Origin of the sequence: Mycobacterium sp. SA01, assembly GCF_041287105.1 — a bacterium.
GTDB lineage: Bacteria > Actinomycetota > Actinomycetes > Mycobacteriales > Mycobacteriaceae > Mycobacterium.
In genome coordinates, this window is the sequence record NZ_JBGGNO010000007.1 from 68,344 (window position 1) to 84,253 (window position 15,910).

Here is a 15,910-nt window from a genome sequence, read left to right on the forward strand (position 1 = left end):
TGTAAACAATCTCCCTCGACGGACCACAAGTCGATCGCAAGTGTCTTACAAGTGCGACCGGCGATGGTCGTCGCATGAAAACACCACAGCCCGTCACCGTCACCCCCCGCCGGCCCCACGACCCCCAGCCCGACCTGATCGGCATCACGCTGGCGCACCGGGCGATGCTCACCGACGTCGGTCGCCTGGCCGCCACGGTGACCGACATCGGCGAGGGGCGGCAGCGCTGCTCGACCCGGCGCGCCCAGGCGATCGCCCGCTACACCGACCTGCTCTGCGAATCCATCCACCACCACCACACCGTCGAGGACACCGTGCTGTGGCCGGTGATCGACGCCTGCGCGAAAGACATCGTCGACCTGACCGAGCTGACCGACGACCATGCCGCGCTGGATCCGCGCCTCGAGATCATCGCGCATCGGGCCAACGCATTCCGGGTCGCCGGTGGCGATCGCCGCACCGCCGCGCTGCTGGGCGCCGAGCTGACCGATCTGCGCAACCTGCTCACCGAGCACATCGCCGAAGAGGAACGCGACATCTTCCCGGTGATCCGCCGTCACGTGTCGGTCGCCGACTGGCAGGTCGTGGAGAAGACCGCACAGCGGACGGGACGGCTGACCTTCGACGGGCCGCGCACGGTGGGGGCGGCCACCGACGATGAACGGGCGGCAGTGGCCAAGCAAGTCAGCCCCGTTCTTCGGCTGCTGTTGGCTGTCTTGACCAGGCGGCACAAGAAATTCGAGAACGAGGTGTTCAGCGGCTGACCCGGTCGACCAGCCGGGCCGCCTCGGCCGCCAGCTGAGTCTTCAGCGCGGCGGCGGCGGCCCGGTACCGTCGCGCGGCGTCGCCGTCGCCCAGCAATTCGGCGATGGCGGCCAGCGCGTCATCGACCGGTCCGGTCAACAGGCTGCCGTTGTCGAGTCCCGCCATCCGGCCCGAAAAAGGTTGCAGTTCTTCAGCACATCGGATCGCGGCGTCGGCGTCGCCGAGCGCGACGGCGGCGTGCGCCCGCAGCGTCGTCATGGCCAGCCAGTAGTAAGACCGCTCGACCGGCTGTTGGTTCGCCCAGATCTGCCGGGCCTCGGCCTCGCGGCCGGCGCTCATCAGCGCCAGGACCGCGCCGTCGGCAATCGAGGTCGAGACGTACATGTGCACGGCCAGCAGGTCGTCGGCCAGGGGCGCCAGTTCTCCGCGGGCCAGACCCGCGGTGAACCGGCCGACCAGACCCATCTGCGCGCCGTTCGCGGTGCCCTGCTCGGCCAATCGGCGGGCGGCGGCGACGTAGCGACGCTCACCGTCGTCGATTCGGCCGGCCAGCACGCTCAGCTGAGCGGTGAACACCTCCAGCACCGTCAGCAGCGGTGCCAGCTGTCCGGTGCCGGCCCTAGCCACCGCGAGGTCGACATGGTCAAGGGCGGCCACCAGATCGGAGCGACCGGCCGCGGCGAGGAATGCCAGCCAGTGCGCGACGGCCTGATAGTCGACTGCGGCGGATGCCTCTGCGACGGAGAGGAACTCGTCGGTCAGCCGCTCGCGTTCGTGGGCCAGATCCGGGCCCAGCGCGGCATAGGCGCGAGCATTGAGCGCCGCGCACAGCAGGCGGCCGTGCATCTGCGGATCTTGCTCGTAAAGTGCCCGCGCCAGCGTGAGCGCCTCGGCGCTCGCGGCCAGCGCGGCGTCATGGTCGGCGCCCTCCAACTCGGCGAACAACGTGGTGAGCAGCCGCACCCGGACCCCCGGCGGCAGCTCGCCGCGGAGCACTCGTTGCAGCGGGCCAACGATCTCGGCGTCGGCGTGGTCATCGATCCGCACCCGCCAGATCAGCGGCGCGTCCCACGCCGTCAGCACTCGGGCGACGCGTTCGTCGGACCCATCAGCAAGCGGCAGAGCCTCTTTCAGGGCATCACGGGCGGCGACCACATCACCGACCCGAGCCGTTGCGGCCACCCATCCGCAGTAGGCCTCGATGGTTCGTTCGACGTCCGGCGGCCCGGCCTCGGCGCGGTTGGCCAGCTCCAGCATCCGGACCGCGGCCTGCCATTGCCGGGCCGCCTCGGCAGGGGCGCCAACCCGGTCCGCCTCGTGGCCTGCGGCCATCGCCAGTTCGGCGGCGGCGGCCGCGCTGGCCGGTGTCGCAGCCGCAACGGCGTGATAGGCCAGCGCTGCCGGATCCGTCGACCGGGCCAGCAGCAGGTCCAGCACGGCCGCGTGCAGACGGGACCGACGCAGCAGCGACGTGTCTTCGTACAGCGTGTCGCGCACCAATGCGTGCGCGAACCTGACCTGGCCGGGGCCGGGCTCCTCCAGCAGACCGACCAGGACCGCGGGTTCGAGTGCCTCGAGTACGTCGTCGGCGTCGCGCTGCGCGAGTTCGGCGAGCAGATCGACGTCGATATCCCGGCCGAGCACGGCAGCCTGGCGCAGCGCGGTCACCGTCGCGCCGGGGAGGCGAACGAGTCTGCGCCGCAGCACATCCCCCACCCCGCTCGGTACCGCGACCCGCGCGGTATCGAGTCCCTCCGACATCATCAGACGCGCGAGTTCCCGCACGAAGAGCGGGTTGCCGCCGGTGCGGTCGTGCAGCAGCCGAGACTCGTTCTCGGTGAGATCGGTCAAGCCACAGTCGGCGGCGAGCGCAGTCGTCGCCTCTGCGCCCAAACCGCCGATGCTCAGGTGCGCGACTGTACGGACTGCGAGCGCCGCGCGTGCCGCCGCCAATTCGGTTCCCGACTCCGACGGCCGGTACGTGGCCACGACCAGGACCGGTCGGTCCTGCAATTCGTGGATGACCAATCGCAGCAGTTCCAGGGTGAGGCCGTCCGTCCGGTGCAGATCGTCCAAAAGCACCGCGACCGGTTGGACGGTGGCGGAGCGGCCGATCACGTCCGCGACGGCATGCGCTGTCCAGAACGTACTTTGGTCGTCGACGGTGGCGTCGGCCTCGTGCAGCAGTGGCGCGAGGGCACGGATGTGACGTTGGTCGGCGGCGGCGAAGGAATCGCTGAAGTGCCGCAGCACCTCCGTCCACGCCCACCCCGGCGGCGCGCCGTCCACCTCAGGGCACCGCCCCGCGGCGACCGTCCAACCGGCGGCGCGCAACCGAGCTGCGGCGGCGCCGGTGACGGTGGTCTTTCCGGCGCCTGCCTCGCCACCGACCCACACCAGACGGCTGCCGCCGAGGCGGGCGTCGTGGGCGGCGGCGTCGATCGCCGCCAGCTCACGAGAACGACCATGGGGCGCTGACGGTTCGGCGATGTTCGGCACGTGAGCCGGCGCCTGCGGGAGCGGTAGAGCCGACGGCTGATCATCGTCGTCGAGATGCGCAGCCTGGCTGAGGATGTCGCGTTCGAGATCGCGCAGCGCCCGTCCCGGTTCGAGTCCCAGTTCGTCGGCGAGATGATCGCGTGTGCTGCGCAACACCGCCAACGCGGCGGCCTGCCGGCCAGCCCGGTACAGCGCGGTAGCCAGGATGCCGGCCGCCCCCTCTCTGGTCGGGTGCTCGAGGACCACCCGTTCCAGGGCACCGACCACGGCGTTGTGGTATCCCAGCGCCAGCTGGGATGACGCCCGCAATTCGATTGCAGCGAGCCGCAATTCCGCGAGGCGGGCGATCTCCGCGATGGCCCAGGCAGCGTCGGACACCTCGGCGTAGGGTTCACCAGCCCAGTGCTCGAGGGCGTCGTCAAGGAGGTCAACGCGCCGCGCCGGGTCGGGTTCGGACTCCGCCGTCCGCACCTGCTCGTCGAACCACCACGCGTCGACGGAATCAGCGGGCAGCGCCAGCCGGTAGCCCGGCGCGGCGCTGACGATGACCGTTGCGGGCGCGCGCCGCTCGCGACCGGGTTCGAGCACCCGCCGCAGATGCGAGACGTAAGCCTGAAGGGCGGACAGCGCTTTCGGCGGGGGCTCGCCGTGCCACAGATCCTCGATGAGGCGGTCGACCGACACCACCTGCCCCTTGGCCAGCGCCAGTCGCGCCAGCAGGGAACGCTGCCGCGGTCCGCCCACGTCAACCGGCGCCGAACCGTGCCAGGCCCGGACGGGTCCCAAGACGGCTACCCGGACAGGTTGCTGATGCGGTGCCGCCATGATGGTCAAACCCTAACTGCTAGCCTCCCGATGATGGAGACTCGGAATGTCTGACCTGGTTCTTTACGAAGTCCGCGAGCGCGTCGCGCTGATCACCGTCAACGATCCCGACCGGCGTAACGCCGTCACCGACGCGATGTCCCAACAGTTGCGGGAGGCCGTCGAGGCCGCCGAGGCCGAGGCTCATGCCGTGGTGGTCACCGGCGCGGGTAAGGCCTTCTGCGCGGGCGCGGACCTGTCCGCCCTCGGCGCGGCTGCCAAGGAAGGGCTCGAGCGCATCTACGCCGGCTTCATGGCCGTCGGCCGGTGCACGCTGCCGACCATCGCGGCGGTCAACGGCGCGGCCGTGGGTGCCGGGCTGAACCTGGCGCTGGCTGCCGACGTCCGCATCGCGGGGCCGCACGCAGTTTTCGATCCGCGGTTCCAGAAGCTCGGCATCCACCCCGGCGGCGGCGCGACCTGGATGCTGCAGCGTGCGGTCGGCCCGCAGGTCGCCCGAGCGGCGCTGCTGTTCGGTATGCGCTTCGACGCCGAGACCGCGGTGCGGCATGGTCTAGCGCTGACCGTCGCCGAGGATCCCGTCGCGGCTGCGCTCGAGCTGGCCGCTGGGCCTGCGGCCGCACCGCGGGAGGTCGTGCTGTCCACGAAGGCGTCGATGCGCGCAACCGCCATCCCCGGCTTCCTCGACACCGACCACCACGAGGCAGCCAAGGACATCGAGCTGGGCCCGCAGGCCACCTCCATCGAGTCGCCGGAGTTCAAGGCCAGACTGGCCGCCGCGCAGCGGCGCTGAGCTGCCCTGTTGCAATAGGCAGGCAATTGCCTGCATAATTCGACCGTGGACGCGGACGCGGTCTTCAAGGCGTTGGCCGACCCCGGCAGGCGACGGCTGCTCGACATGCTTCATGAGCGTGCCGGGCTGACACTCGGCGAGCTCTGCGAAGGGCTCGACATGCGCAGGCAGTCGGTCAGCCAGCACCTCGAGGTTCTCGAGAGTGCCAACCTCGTGACGTCAGTGCGCGACGGCCGCCGCAAGCTCCACTACCTGAATGCGGTACCGATCCACCAACTCCAGACCCGCTGGATCTGGAAGTTCGAAGAGCCTCGGCTGGCGGCCCTGGCCACGATCAAGCAGTACGCGGAGGAGAGCGCAATGTCAGACACCATCCCCGATTACGTCTACACCACCTACATCCACGCCAGCGCGGAACAGGTGTGGCATGCCCTCACCGACGCCGAGCTCACCGCGAAGTTCTGGGGTCATGCGCAAGTCTCGGAGTGGCAGGTCGGCGGCCGCGTCGAGCATGTCCGGTCCGACGGGTCCGGCATCGTCGACGTCGCCGGCACCGTGATGGAAGTCGATCCGCCGCGCCGACTGGTCTTCGGCTTCGGCGAGCCCAGCGATGATCCGACCGTCGAGGAAAGCATCGTCACGTTCGAGATCGAGCCCTTCCGCGAGATCGTCAAATTGACTGTGACTCATACGAATTTCCAGTCTCCCGCGGACCGCGAGTCGGTCGGGCAGGGCTGGCCGACAGTGTTCGCCAATCTCAAAACGCTGCTGGAGACCGGCGACGTATTGCCCACCGCGCCGTGGGAGTTTCACGCCCACGTCTGACGTCGAGCGTGCGAGTTGTCGTTGGTGAACGGTCGATTCGTCGACGACAACGCCCACGCTGGGCGTCAACGGCTCAGAGATCGAGCAGCGCGGTCTCCGGGGATTCGATGAGTCCGCGCAGATCGGTCAGGAACGCCGCCGCCTGCGCTCCATCGGCGACTCGATGGTCGAACGCGCACGTGAGCGTCATGGTCGGCCGCGCCACCACCGCGCCGTCGACGACCACGGCCCGCGGCTTCAGTGAGCCCATCCCGAGGATCGCGGCCTCCGGATAGTTGATCACCGGGACGCCGTCGTCGAGGCCCAGCGCACCGAAGTTCGACACGGTGAACGTCGAGCCGCTGAGCTGAGTGGGCGCCACGGTGCCTGCCCTGGCCTGCTCGATCACATCGTCGACGGCGGCGGCCAACTGCCGGGTGGAACGTCCGCGGGTGTCGACGACCGGAACCACCAGGCCTCGCTCGGTGGCCACCGCGACACCCAGTCGAATGTCGGGGTGCATCCGGATCTCTGGTCCCGCTTCGGCTTCCACCCAGGTGGCGTTGAGCCTGGGGTGGCGCGCCAACGCGATCACCAGCAACCGCAACGTCAGGACGAACGGCGTCACGTCGAGCTGATCCCGGAGCCGCAGCAGCGCCGTGCCGTCCACCTGGACGCTGGCGTGGGCGTCGGGAATCCGGCTGCGGGACAACGACATATGGGTGGCCATCCGGGCGTGCACACCGCGCACCGGAATGCTGTGTGACACAGCCCCGGCCGCGTCGAGCACATCGTCGCGGGTGATCACGCCGTCGGTCCCTGAACCAGGCCGCAGCCCGTTCAGGTCCACCGCAAGGTCGGCGGCCAGCTTGCGGGTTTTCGGAGCAGCACGCGCCCGCCGACTGCGGTCCATGCCGTCGTCGATGCCGTAACCGACCAGAACCGGCGCGCGCGCTGAAGTCTCGATGCGCACCAACAGCGTTCCCACACCCAGAGTTTCCCCCTCGGCGCCGCCGAGTTCGGCGACCCGCCCGGCATACGGGCTGGGGATCTCGACTTCGGCTTTGTTGGTCTCGACCGTGCACAGGGTCTGGTTGAGCTCGACGACATCCCCGACGGCGACGGCCCAACTCGTGATGGTCGCGTCCTCGAGGCCCTCCCCCAGGTCGGGCACCAGGAAGTCGCTCATGGCCGTCGCATCGCTTTCTCGATGCAGTCGAGCAGCCGGTCCACACCGGGCAGCCAGAGCTTCTCCAACCGCGCCGGCGGGTAGGGCGTGTCGAATCCGGTGGCCCGCAGCACCGGTGACTCGAGGTCGTAGAACAGTTCCTCGGATATCCGGGCGGCCAGCTCGGCTCCGAACCCCAGTGAGCGGGGTCCCTCGTGCATGACGATCGCGCGGCCGGTCTTGCGGACCGACGCGGCAACCGTGTCGAAGTCCAGGGGGCTCAGCGAGCGCAGGTCGATCACTTCGACGCTGCACTCGGCGATCTCGGCCGCATTCACCGCGGTGCCGACCACTCCGCCGTAGGTGAGCACCGTGACGTCATCGCCGGGCCGACGGATCACGGCCGTGCCTATCGGCGGCCCCGGCACAGCGAGGTCGACGGCCTCGCGGGCCCAGTACCGCCGTTTGGGTTCCAGATAGATCACCGGATCGCGGGCGGCGATGGCATGCCGAAGCAGCCAGTAGGCATCCGAAGGAGTCGACGGCACAACAACTTTCAGGCCCGCCGTGTGCACCCAGTAGGATTCGGTGGATTCCGAATGATGCTCGACGGCGCCGATGCCGCCGAACGACGGGATCCGGACGGTGACCGGCATGTCGACCTGGCCGCGGGTCCGGTTACGGTACTTGGCGAGGTGGCTGACCACCTGGTCGAACGCCGGGTAGGAGAACCCGTCGAACTGGATCTCCGGGACGGGGACGAATCCGCGGATCGCCAGGCCGATAGCGGCACCGATGATCGCCGACTCGGCCAGGGGTGTGTCGAAACATCTTTGGGTTCCGAAGGTTTCCGCCAGGCCCTCGGTGATTCGGAAGACGCCACCCAGGTCGGCTACATCTTCACCGAACACCAGTACCCGGTCATCACCTGCCATCGCGTCGTGCAGGGCGCGGTTGATCGCCTGCACCATGGTCAGGGTGCTGACGGTGGGCAGTTCGGTCAGGATCGGGCCGTCAGGTTCCGGTGTGTCATCACCGCGCATCGGAGGTCGCTCGATGATCTGGGTCATCGCGTGCCTCCCGCCAACTCGGCGCGCAATTGTTCTCGCTGCGCGGATAATTCGGGGGTGATCTCGGCGTACACGTGATCGAACAGCTCGTCCACGTCCGGATCCGGGGCGCCCACCACCGCGTCGCGCAGTTCGGTCCGCAGTCGCGTCGACCGCGCATGCACCCGCTGCTCGATCCGCTCGGTGAGGACACCGCTCTGGTGAAGATAGGCGCGGTATCTGGCGATCGGGTCCCGGGCCGACCAGTAGGCGATCTCCTCAGTGCTGCGGTATCGGGTGGCGTCGTCGGAGGTGGTGTGGGGTTCCATCCGGTAGGTGACCGCTTCGATCAGCGTGGGGCCGTCCCCGGCCCGCGCCCGTTCGGCGGCTTCACTCATCACCGCGAAGCAGGCCAGGATGTCGTTGCCGTCCACCCGGATTCCGGGCATTCCGTAGCCGGCCGCGCGCTGCGCGAGAGTGGACACGGCGTATTGGCGGCTCGCCGGAACCGAGATGGCCCACTGGTTGTTCTGGATGTAGAAGACGCACGGCGCTTTCTCGACGGCAGCCAGGTTCATCGCCTCGTGGGTGTCACCTTCACTGGTGGCGCCGTCCCCGAGGAACGCCACCGTCACCGAATCCTCGTCCAGCCGTTGGGCAGCCATTGCCGCGCCGACGGCGTGCACGGTGTGGGTGGCGATGGGAATGGCGACAGGTGCGCAGCACTTGCCGGTGAAATCCAGCCCGCCGTGCCAGGCACCGCGCCAGAGGGCGGCGACATTCGCGGGCGGGATCCCGCGAACCAGGAAGACACCGAGTTCGCGGAACTGTGGGAACAGCCAGTCGGTTTTCCGGAGTGCGGCTGCCGCGCCGATTTGTGCGGCCTCCTGGCCCCGGCACGAGGCGTACAGGGCCAATTCGCCCTGACGCTGCAGATTGACGAACTCGACGTCGAGATCGCGCGCGACAACCAGATTCTCGTAGAGCCACGCTAGGGTCTCCGGCGCCAGATCACGGCGATATCGGCTTTCGGCCGTCGCTGTTCCGTCGGGCCCGATGAGTTGAACCGGTTGATCCATAACCGCCTCCTCTACCGGTGCGGAGGCGGTCGGAGCAAACCTGTGGTAGCAGGCTCCAGCTAGCGGCCGGGGTCGGGCGCCAGCTGGACTATGCGCTCTGCTCGCCGAAGCACCGGGGCATCCACCATTATGCCCTCGAATTGGAAGACACCGCGTTCATCGCGGGCCGCCTCGAGCACGTGTCGCGCCCAAGCTACCTGCTCAGCGCCAGGAAGGTAGCCCTTCCTGATCACCGCTATCTGGCTAGGATGGATGGCCACTTTCGCGTCGAAACCGACAGCGACCGCGTCGTCCACCTCGGCCGCGAGGCCGTCGAGGTCCTTGATGTCGAGGTACACCGAGTCGAGCGCGAGGCGGCCGTATGCCTTGGCCGCCAGCAAGCTCTGCGACCGCACGTGCCGTGCGACTTCGCGATATGAGCCGTCCGGATAGCGGTTGGCGGTGCCACCGAGGACGGCGAACAAGTCCTCGGCACCCCACATGACGGCGATCGCGTTGTCCGGCCGGCTGGACTCGACGACGTTGAGCGCACCCAGCGGGGTTTCGATCAGCACCACGACGTCCAGCGGAGCCAGTGCGGCGACCTGCTCGGCGGACTCGGTCTTGGCCAGCATCACCGTGGTGTACGGCGTGCGGGCCAGCGCCTCGAGATCCCGCGGATGATCGGGAGTGGTCACCGGATTGACCCGGACCACGGTGCGGCCGGGGTCGAGCTGGGTGGACACCAGGGCCTCACGCGCGGCCTCGCGGTCCTTGGCCGCAACCCCGTCTTCGAGGTCGAGGATCACGACATCGGCTGTGGCGGCGGCCTTTTCGAACCGCTCGGGACGGTCGGCAGGGCAGAACAGCCAGGCCGGCCCTGGATTGTCGAGTGCCATCAGGCGGGCTTCTTTCGGACCATGGTCTTGCGACTGGCTGTGGCGACGATGTCACCGTGCTGATTGCGCGCGGTGTGCGCGAACGTGACGATGCCCTCTCCGGGACGGCTCTTGGATTCGCGTTTGTCGGTGACGACGGTTTCGGCGTACATCGTGTCGCCGTGGAAAAGCGGCTTGGGGAAAGCGATGTCGGAGAAACCGAGGTTGCCGACGATGGTGCCCTGCGTCAGCTGCGTGACCGACAAGCCGACCAGCGTGGACAGCGTGAACATCGAGTTCACCAGCCGCTGGTTGAACGGTGGCAGAGCGTCGGAGAACGCCGCATCCAGGTGTAGCGCCTGGGTGTTCATCGTCAGCGTGGTGAACAGGACGTTGTCGGCTTCGGTGATGGTGCGCCCGGGGGCGTGCACGTAGCGCACCCCGAGTTCGAACTCCTCGTACCACAGGCCGCGCTGAACGACGACCTTCTCCTCGGGCGGCTCGCTCACTACAGTCCCATCTGCCGGGCGATGACCATCAGCTGCACTTCGGTTGTCCCTTCCCCGATCTCGAGGATCTTGCTGTCCCGGTAATGCCGGGCGACCGGGTATTCGTTCATGAAACCGTAGCCGCCGTGGATCTGGGTCGCGTCGCGGGCGTTGTCCATGGCGGCCTCGCTGGCGACGAGTTTGGCGATCGCCGCCTCCTTCTTGAACGGCTTACCGGCGAGCATCAGCGCCGCCGCGTCGTAGTAGGCGGCGCGGGCCGCGTGCGCGCGGGCCTCCATCCGGGCGATCTTGTGTTCGATCGCCTGGAACTTCCCGATCGGCTGGCCGAAGGCAGCCCGCTCGCCGGCGTACTTCACGCTCTCGTCGACACAGCCCTGCGCCGCACCCACCGACAACGCGGCGATCGCGATCCGGCCTTCGTCGAGGATCCGCAGGAAGTTGGCGTAACCGCGGCCGCGTTCACCGAGCAGATTCTCCTCCGGCACCCGAACGTCGTCGAAGGTCAGCGGGTGAGTGTCGGAGGCATTCCAGCCGACCTTGTCGTAGGCCGGCTCGGCGGTGAAACCGGGAGTGGGCACCGGCACCAGGATCGAGGAGATCTCGCGGTTGTCGCCGGAGCCGCCGGTGACTGCGGTGACGGTCACCAGCCGGGTGATGTCGGTGCCGGAGTTGGTGATGAACTGCTTGGTGCCATTGATCACCCAGTGCCCGTCGTCCAACTTCGCGGTGGTCTTGGTGGCGCCGGCGTCGGTACCACCGCCGGCCTCGGTCAGCCCGAACGCCCCAAGGGCCTGACCGCTGGTCAGCTGCGGAAGCCACTCCCGCTTCTGCGCCTCGTTGCCGAACCGGTAGACCGGCATCGCGCCCAGCGAGACTCCGGCCTCCAGTGTGATCGCGACGCTCTGGTCGACCTTGCCGAGCTCTTCCAGTGCCAGGCACAGAGCGAAGTAGTCACCGCCCATGCCGCCGTACTCCTCGGGGAACGGCAGGCCGAACAGACCCATCTCGGCCATCCCCGCCACGACTTCGTAGGGGAATGTGTGCTGGGCATCGTGTTCGGCCGCCACTGGGGCCACCACGGTCTGGGCGAAGTCACGCACCGTTTTGGCGAGCTGCGCGTACTCGTCGGGAAGTGTTCCCGTGGACAGGAAGTCAGTCATGATTGCGCTTTCTCTTCTCTGGCTGTGACCTTGGCCAGCAGCTGCCCCACTTTGACCTGATCGCCGACGGCGACATGGAGTTCGACCACCCCGTCGACCGGCGCCGTCAGCGAATGCTCCATCTTCATCGCCTCGACGGCCACCACCACCGTGCCCGCGGTGACCTCGTCACCATTCGAAACACCCACCGCCACCACCGAACCGGGCATCGGGCTGACGAGCTCAGCGTCGCCGCTGTGCTCATCGTCCGGGCGTACCGGCGCCTCCCGCACTTCCTCCAGCATCAGCGAACGACCACCACCGGCCAGCCAGATCTGGTCGCCGTCGACAGCCACGGTGTACCGGCTGCGAATGCCATCGACTGTGACGGTTAGCTGGTCACCGTCCAATTCGGCCGACAGTGGACGATTTTCACCATCCTCGATGCGCGCGACAGCCCCGGCGGGAACTCCGGTGATGTGGACGTGGTCGGTGCGATCGCCAGATCGCAGTCGAATGCTGGTGGGCGCCGGCGCACCGACCCGCCAGCCCGACGGCACATCCCAGGGGTCCGCCGGAGCCGACGGCCAGCGCGTCAGCCAGCGGTAGGCCGCCGCGGCGACGAACGCGTCATCGCCGGCCGAGGCGGGAACGAACGGGGTCCGGTCGATCAGGCCGGTGTCGAGCCGGCCCGCGGCCACATCGCCATCGGCCAGCAGGAAACGCAGGAACTCGATGTTGGTTCCCACGCCGAGTACCGCGGTCTGCGACAGCGCCCGATCCAAGGTGCGCAACGCGGCCGCGCGGTCGGCGCCGTGGGCGATGACCTTCGACAGCATCGGGTCGTAGTCACTGCCGATCGTCATCCCTTGCGCCAAACCGGAATCCACCCGGACACCGTCCGGTTCGATCAATCCCAGTACCGGCCCTCCGGTCGGCAGGAAGCCGGCACCGGGATCCTCGGCATACACGCGCGCTTCGATGGCGTGCCCGGTCAACGTGATGTCGTCGGACGTGAAGGGCAGCTTCTCCCCCGCGGCGACGCGCACCTGCCACTCGACGAGGTCGTACCCGGTGACCAATTCGGTGACCGGATGCTCCACCTGGAGGCGGGTGTTCATCTCCATGAAGAAGAACTCGTCGGGCTTGTTTGCGGAGACGATGAACTCGACGGTGCCCGCCCCGACATAGTCCACGCTGCGGGCGGTGTCGCAGGCCGCCGCGCCGATGCGCGCGCGGGTCGGCGGGTCCAGCAGCGGCGACGGCGCCTCCTCGATGACCTTCTGATGGCGGCGCTGCAGGCTGCACTCGCGCTCACCAAAGTGCACGACGTTGCCGAAACTGTCGGCGAGAACCTGGACTTCGATGTGCCGGGGCCACAACACGAACCGCTCCAAGAACAGCGTGTCGTCGCCGAAGGCCGCCGCGGATTCCCGCCGCGCGGCGGCCAGCGCCGCCGGCAGGTCGGCCGCGTCGTCGACACGTCGCATGCCTTTGCCGCCCCCGCCCGCGGATGGCTTGACCAGGATCGGGAATCCGATGTCGCCGGCGGCGTCGACGAGTTCGGCGTCGGTCAGGCCGGGCCGGGCGATACCCGGCACCACCGGGACCCCGAACTTCGACACCGTCGCCTTAGCGGCGATCTTGTCGCCCATGGTGCGGATCGCGGTCGACGGCGGTCCGATGAACGCAAGCCCGGCCCGTTCCAGCGCCGCTGCGAATTCTGAGTTCTCCGAAAGGAAGCCGTATCCAGGATGGACGGCCTGGGCACCGGTACGCAGCGCCGCGTCGACGACGGCCTGGATGTCGAGGTAGCTCTGCCGGGCCGGTGGCGGCCCGATGCGGACGGCGGTGTCGGCCTCGGTGACGTGACGGGCCCCGGCGTCGGCGTCGCTATAGACGGCCACCGACCGGATGCCCATCGCCTTGCAGGTGCGGATGACCCGCACGGCGATCTCGCCGCGGTTGGCGACCAGCACAGTGTTGAACATCGTCACATCCTGAAGACGCCGTAGGAGACGGCCTCGACGGGAGCGTTGGCGGTCACCGAGAGTGCCAGTCCCAGAACAGTTCTGGTGTCGGCAGGATCGATGACGCCGTCGTCCCACAGCCGTGCGGTCGAGTAATACGGGTTGCCCTGATGTTCGTACTGTTCGCGGATCGGCGCCTTGAAGGCCTCGGATTCCTCCGGCGTCATGTCACCGCGCACCGTGGCCAGCACCGAGGCGGCCTGTTCGCCGCCCATCACCGAAATCCGGGCATTCGGCCACATCCAGAGGAACCGCGGCGAGTAGGCCCGCCCGCACATCGAGTAGTTGCCCGCACCGTAGGAGCCGCCGATCACGACGGTCAGTTTCGGCACCCGGGCGCAGGCCACCGCCGTCACCATCTTCGCGCCGTGCTTGGCGATGCCGCCGGCCTCGTAATCGCGCCCGACCATGAAACCGGTGATGTTCTGCAGGAACAGCAGCGGCACCATCCGCTTGTCACACAGTTCGATGAAATGGGCTCCCTTGAGGGCGGATTCACCGAACAGCACACCATTGTTGGCGACGATGCCGACCGGATGACCGTGGATGTGTGCGAATCCGGTGACCAACGTGGTGCCGTACTCGGCCTTGAATTCGCTGAATTCGCCGCCGTCAACGATGCGGGTGATGACCTCGTGCACGTCGTAGGGCACCCGTGCGTCGACAGGGACGACGTCATAGAGCTCGTGCTGGTCGGCGATCGGCTCGACGGGGGGACGCACATCCCATGGCCGCGGCTCACGCGGACCCAGGGTGGCGACGATGCGACGCACGATGCGCAGGGCGTCCCGGTCATCATGAGCGAGGTGGTCGGTCACGCCGGAGGTCTTGGAGTGCAGGTCGCCGCCGCCGAGTTCTTCAGCGGTCACCACCTCGCCGGTGGCCGCCTTCACCAGTGGGGGGCCGCCCAGGAAGATGGTGCCCTGGTTGCGGACGATCACCGCCTCGTCACTCATCGCGGGAACGTAGGCGCCGCCGGCGGTACAGCTGCCGAGCACGGCGGCGATCTGCGGGATGCCGGCCGCGCTCATGGTGGCCTGGTTGAAGAAGATCCGGCCGAAGTGGTCGCGGTCGGGGAACACCTCGTCCTGGCGGGGCAGGAACGCGCCACCGGAGTCCACGAGGTAGATGCACGGCAGGCGGTTCTGCAGCGCGATCTCCTGAGCGCGCAGGTGCTTTTTGACCGTCACCGGGTAGTAGGTGCCGCCTTTGACCGTCGCGTCGTTGGCGACGACCATGCACTCCCGCCCGGACACCCGGCCGATGCCGGTGATGATCCCGGCCGCGGGGCAGTCGTCGTCGTACATGCCGTCGGCGGCCAGCGGAGCAACCTCGAGCAGCGCGCTGCCGGGATCCAGCAGGCCGTCGACCCGATCGCGCGGCAGCAGCTTGCCCCGGGCGACGTGTCGTTCGCGGGCGCGTTCGGGCCCACCGAGCGCCGCGGTGGCCAGCTTTCCGCGCAACTGTTCGACAAGCTGCAGGTGCGCCTCACGGTTGGGCGATGCCATCGTCGATGTCCCGTCCCGAATTGAGTTAATGACGACTAACTGATGTAACGTTAGTGAAGATTAACCGAAACGTCCAGAGTCATTCCAGGAGGGTCCCATCGACACGTCGACCCGTCGAAGCAGGCAGAAATCGGATCGCCGGTCTGCCCTGTTGACGGCCGCGGAGCGGTTGATGGCGGACAAGGGCTTTCAAACCGTTCGGATCGAGGACATCGGCGCCGCGGCGGGAGTAAGCGGGCCGGCCGTGTACCGGCACTTCCCCAACAAGGAAGCCCTGCTGGTCGAACTCCTGGTCGGCATCAGCACGCGGCTTCTGGCCGGCGCACGGGCCGTCGTCGCCGAGGCGGCCGAGCCGGAGGCCGCGCTCGCCGGTCTCATCGAATTCCACCTCGACTTCGCACTTGGTGAATCGGACCTGATCCGCATCCAGGATCGCGATCTCGCCCACCTGCCGGCCTCCGCCCAGCGGCAGGTGCGCCGGGCGCAGCGCAGCTATGTCGAGGTGTGGGTCGAGGTGCTACGCCAAGTACACCCCGACACCGCGGAGGCGGACGCCCGGTTGATGGCCCACGCGGTGTTCGGTCTGCTGAACTCGACCCCACACAGCATGAAGCCCCTGGCGGCACGGGGAGCCGACCAGGGGCGTTCACGCGATGTACTCCGGGCGATGACGGTGGCGGCGCTAGCGTCCGCCGACCGTCACGCCCGCAGGTCGGGCTAATACCACGAACGTGGGCCGCCGCCCCCGCGGGCGCACCGTGCGCTATCTGCTCTTTGCCGACGACGGCCACGAGATCGTCAAACGCGAGAATCACGCCGCGCTGGCGCAAGCGGTCGCGGATTGGCTGGCCATGGCGTTTGAGCGCAGCGACATCCGGAAGGTTT

General features: G+C 68.3%; 13 protein-coding genes. 4 read left to right on the forward strand and 9 right to left on the reverse strand.

From position 1 onward, the window contains the following. Positions 1-74: 74 nt before the first annotated feature. Complete coding sequence (locus AB4879_RS00915; protein WP_370506037.1) at positions 75-764, forward strand: hemerythrin domain-containing protein; 690 nt, start codon at positions 75-77, stop codon at positions 762-764. On the opposite strand, the gene AB4879_RS00920 is transcribed toward AB4879_RS00915, so the two are convergent. Then, the gene (locus AB4879_RS00920) at positions 754-4,089 is read right to left on the reverse strand and encodes a BTAD domain-containing putative transcriptional regulator (protein WP_370506038.1); all 3,336 of its coding nucleotides are present in this window, start codon (positions 4,087-4,089) and stop codon (positions 754-756) included. The two genes, AB4879_RS00915 and AB4879_RS00920, sit on opposite strands and share 11 nt — an antisense overlap. Before the next feature lie 46 nt (positions 4,090-4,135). On the opposite strand from AB4879_RS00920, the gene AB4879_RS00925 reads away from it, so the two are divergent. Together AB4879_RS00925 and AB4879_RS00930 are read left to right on the forward strand one after the other, a co-directional pair. After that, entirely contained in the window at positions 4,136-4,882 is a 747-nt protein-coding gene (locus tag AB4879_RS00925) for an enoyl-CoA hydratase (protein ID WP_370506039.1), read from the forward strand. Between the two features lie 45 nt (positions 4,883-4,927). Continuing rightward, complete coding sequence (locus tag AB4879_RS00930; protein ID WP_370506040.1) at positions 4,928-5,707, forward strand: ArsR/SmtB family transcription factor; 780 nt, start codon at positions 4,928-4,930, stop codon at positions 5,705-5,707. Between the two features lie 73 nt (positions 5,708-5,780). Here AB4879_RS00930 and AB4879_RS00935 read toward each other — a convergent pair whose 3' ends face one another. Genes AB4879_RS00935 through AB4879_RS00970 form a run of 8 tightly spaced genes read right to left on the reverse strand, consistent with a single transcriptional unit; the run spans position 5,781 to position 15,025 of the window. Beyond that, complete coding sequence (locus AB4879_RS00935) at positions 5,781-6,875, reverse strand: dihydrolipoamide acetyltransferase family protein (protein WP_370506041.1); 1,095 nt, start codon at positions 6,873-6,875, stop codon at positions 5,781-5,783. Beyond that, positions 6,872-7,924, reverse strand: a complete 1,053-nt coding sequence (locus tag AB4879_RS00940) for an alpha-ketoacid dehydrogenase subunit beta (protein WP_370506042.1) — start codon at positions 7,922-7,924, stop codon at positions 6,872-6,874. Before AB4879_RS00940 ends, AB4879_RS00935 begins: the two co-directional genes overlap by 4 nt. Beyond that, positions 7,921-8,982 (reverse strand): pyruvate dehydrogenase (acetyl-transferring) E1 component subunit alpha, encoded by a 1,062-nt coding sequence (gene pdhA / locus AB4879_RS00945; protein WP_370506043.1) that lies wholly within the window; start codon positions 8,980-8,982, stop codon positions 7,921-7,923. Before pdhA ends, AB4879_RS00940 begins: the two co-directional genes overlap by 4 nt. A gap of 59 nt (positions 8,983-9,041) precedes the next feature. Beyond that, positions 9,042-9,860, reverse strand: a complete 819-nt coding sequence (locus AB4879_RS00950; protein ID WP_370506044.1) for a CoA ester lyase — start codon at positions 9,858-9,860, stop codon at positions 9,042-9,044. Beyond that, positions 9,860-10,348: a MaoC family dehydratase gene (locus AB4879_RS00955; protein ID WP_370506045.1), complete on the reverse strand. Its 489-nt coding sequence runs from the start codon at positions 10,346-10,348 to the stop codon at positions 9,860-9,862. Before AB4879_RS00955 ends, AB4879_RS00950 begins: the two co-directional genes overlap by 1 nt. Then, positions 10,348-11,508 (reverse strand): acyl-CoA dehydrogenase family protein, encoded by a 1,161-nt coding sequence (locus AB4879_RS00960; RefSeq protein ID WP_102808635.1) that lies wholly within the window; start codon positions 11,506-11,508, stop codon positions 10,348-10,350. Before AB4879_RS00960 ends, AB4879_RS00955 begins: the two co-directional genes overlap by 1 nt. Further along, positions 11,505-13,478: a biotin carboxylase N-terminal domain-containing protein gene (locus AB4879_RS00965; protein WP_370506046.1), complete on the reverse strand. Its 1,974-nt coding sequence runs from the start codon at positions 13,476-13,478 to the stop codon at positions 11,505-11,507. Before AB4879_RS00965 ends, AB4879_RS00960 begins: the two co-directional genes overlap by 4 nt. A 2-nt stretch (positions 13,479-13,480) precedes the next feature. After that, on the reverse strand, positions 13,481-15,025 hold the full coding sequence (locus AB4879_RS00970; protein WP_102808637.1) for a carboxyl transferase domain-containing protein: 1,545 nt from the start codon (positions 15,023-15,025) through the stop codon (positions 13,481-13,483). A gap of 97 nt (positions 15,026-15,122) precedes the next feature. Between AB4879_RS00970 and AB4879_RS00975 the strand changes: the two genes are divergently transcribed. Next, the gene (locus tag AB4879_RS00975; protein WP_370506051.1) at positions 15,123-15,746 is read left to right on the forward strand and encodes a TetR/AcrR family transcriptional regulator; all 624 of its coding nucleotides are present in this window, start codon (positions 15,123-15,125) and stop codon (positions 15,744-15,746) included. The last annotated feature ends 164 nt before the right edge of the window (positions 15,747-15,910 follow it).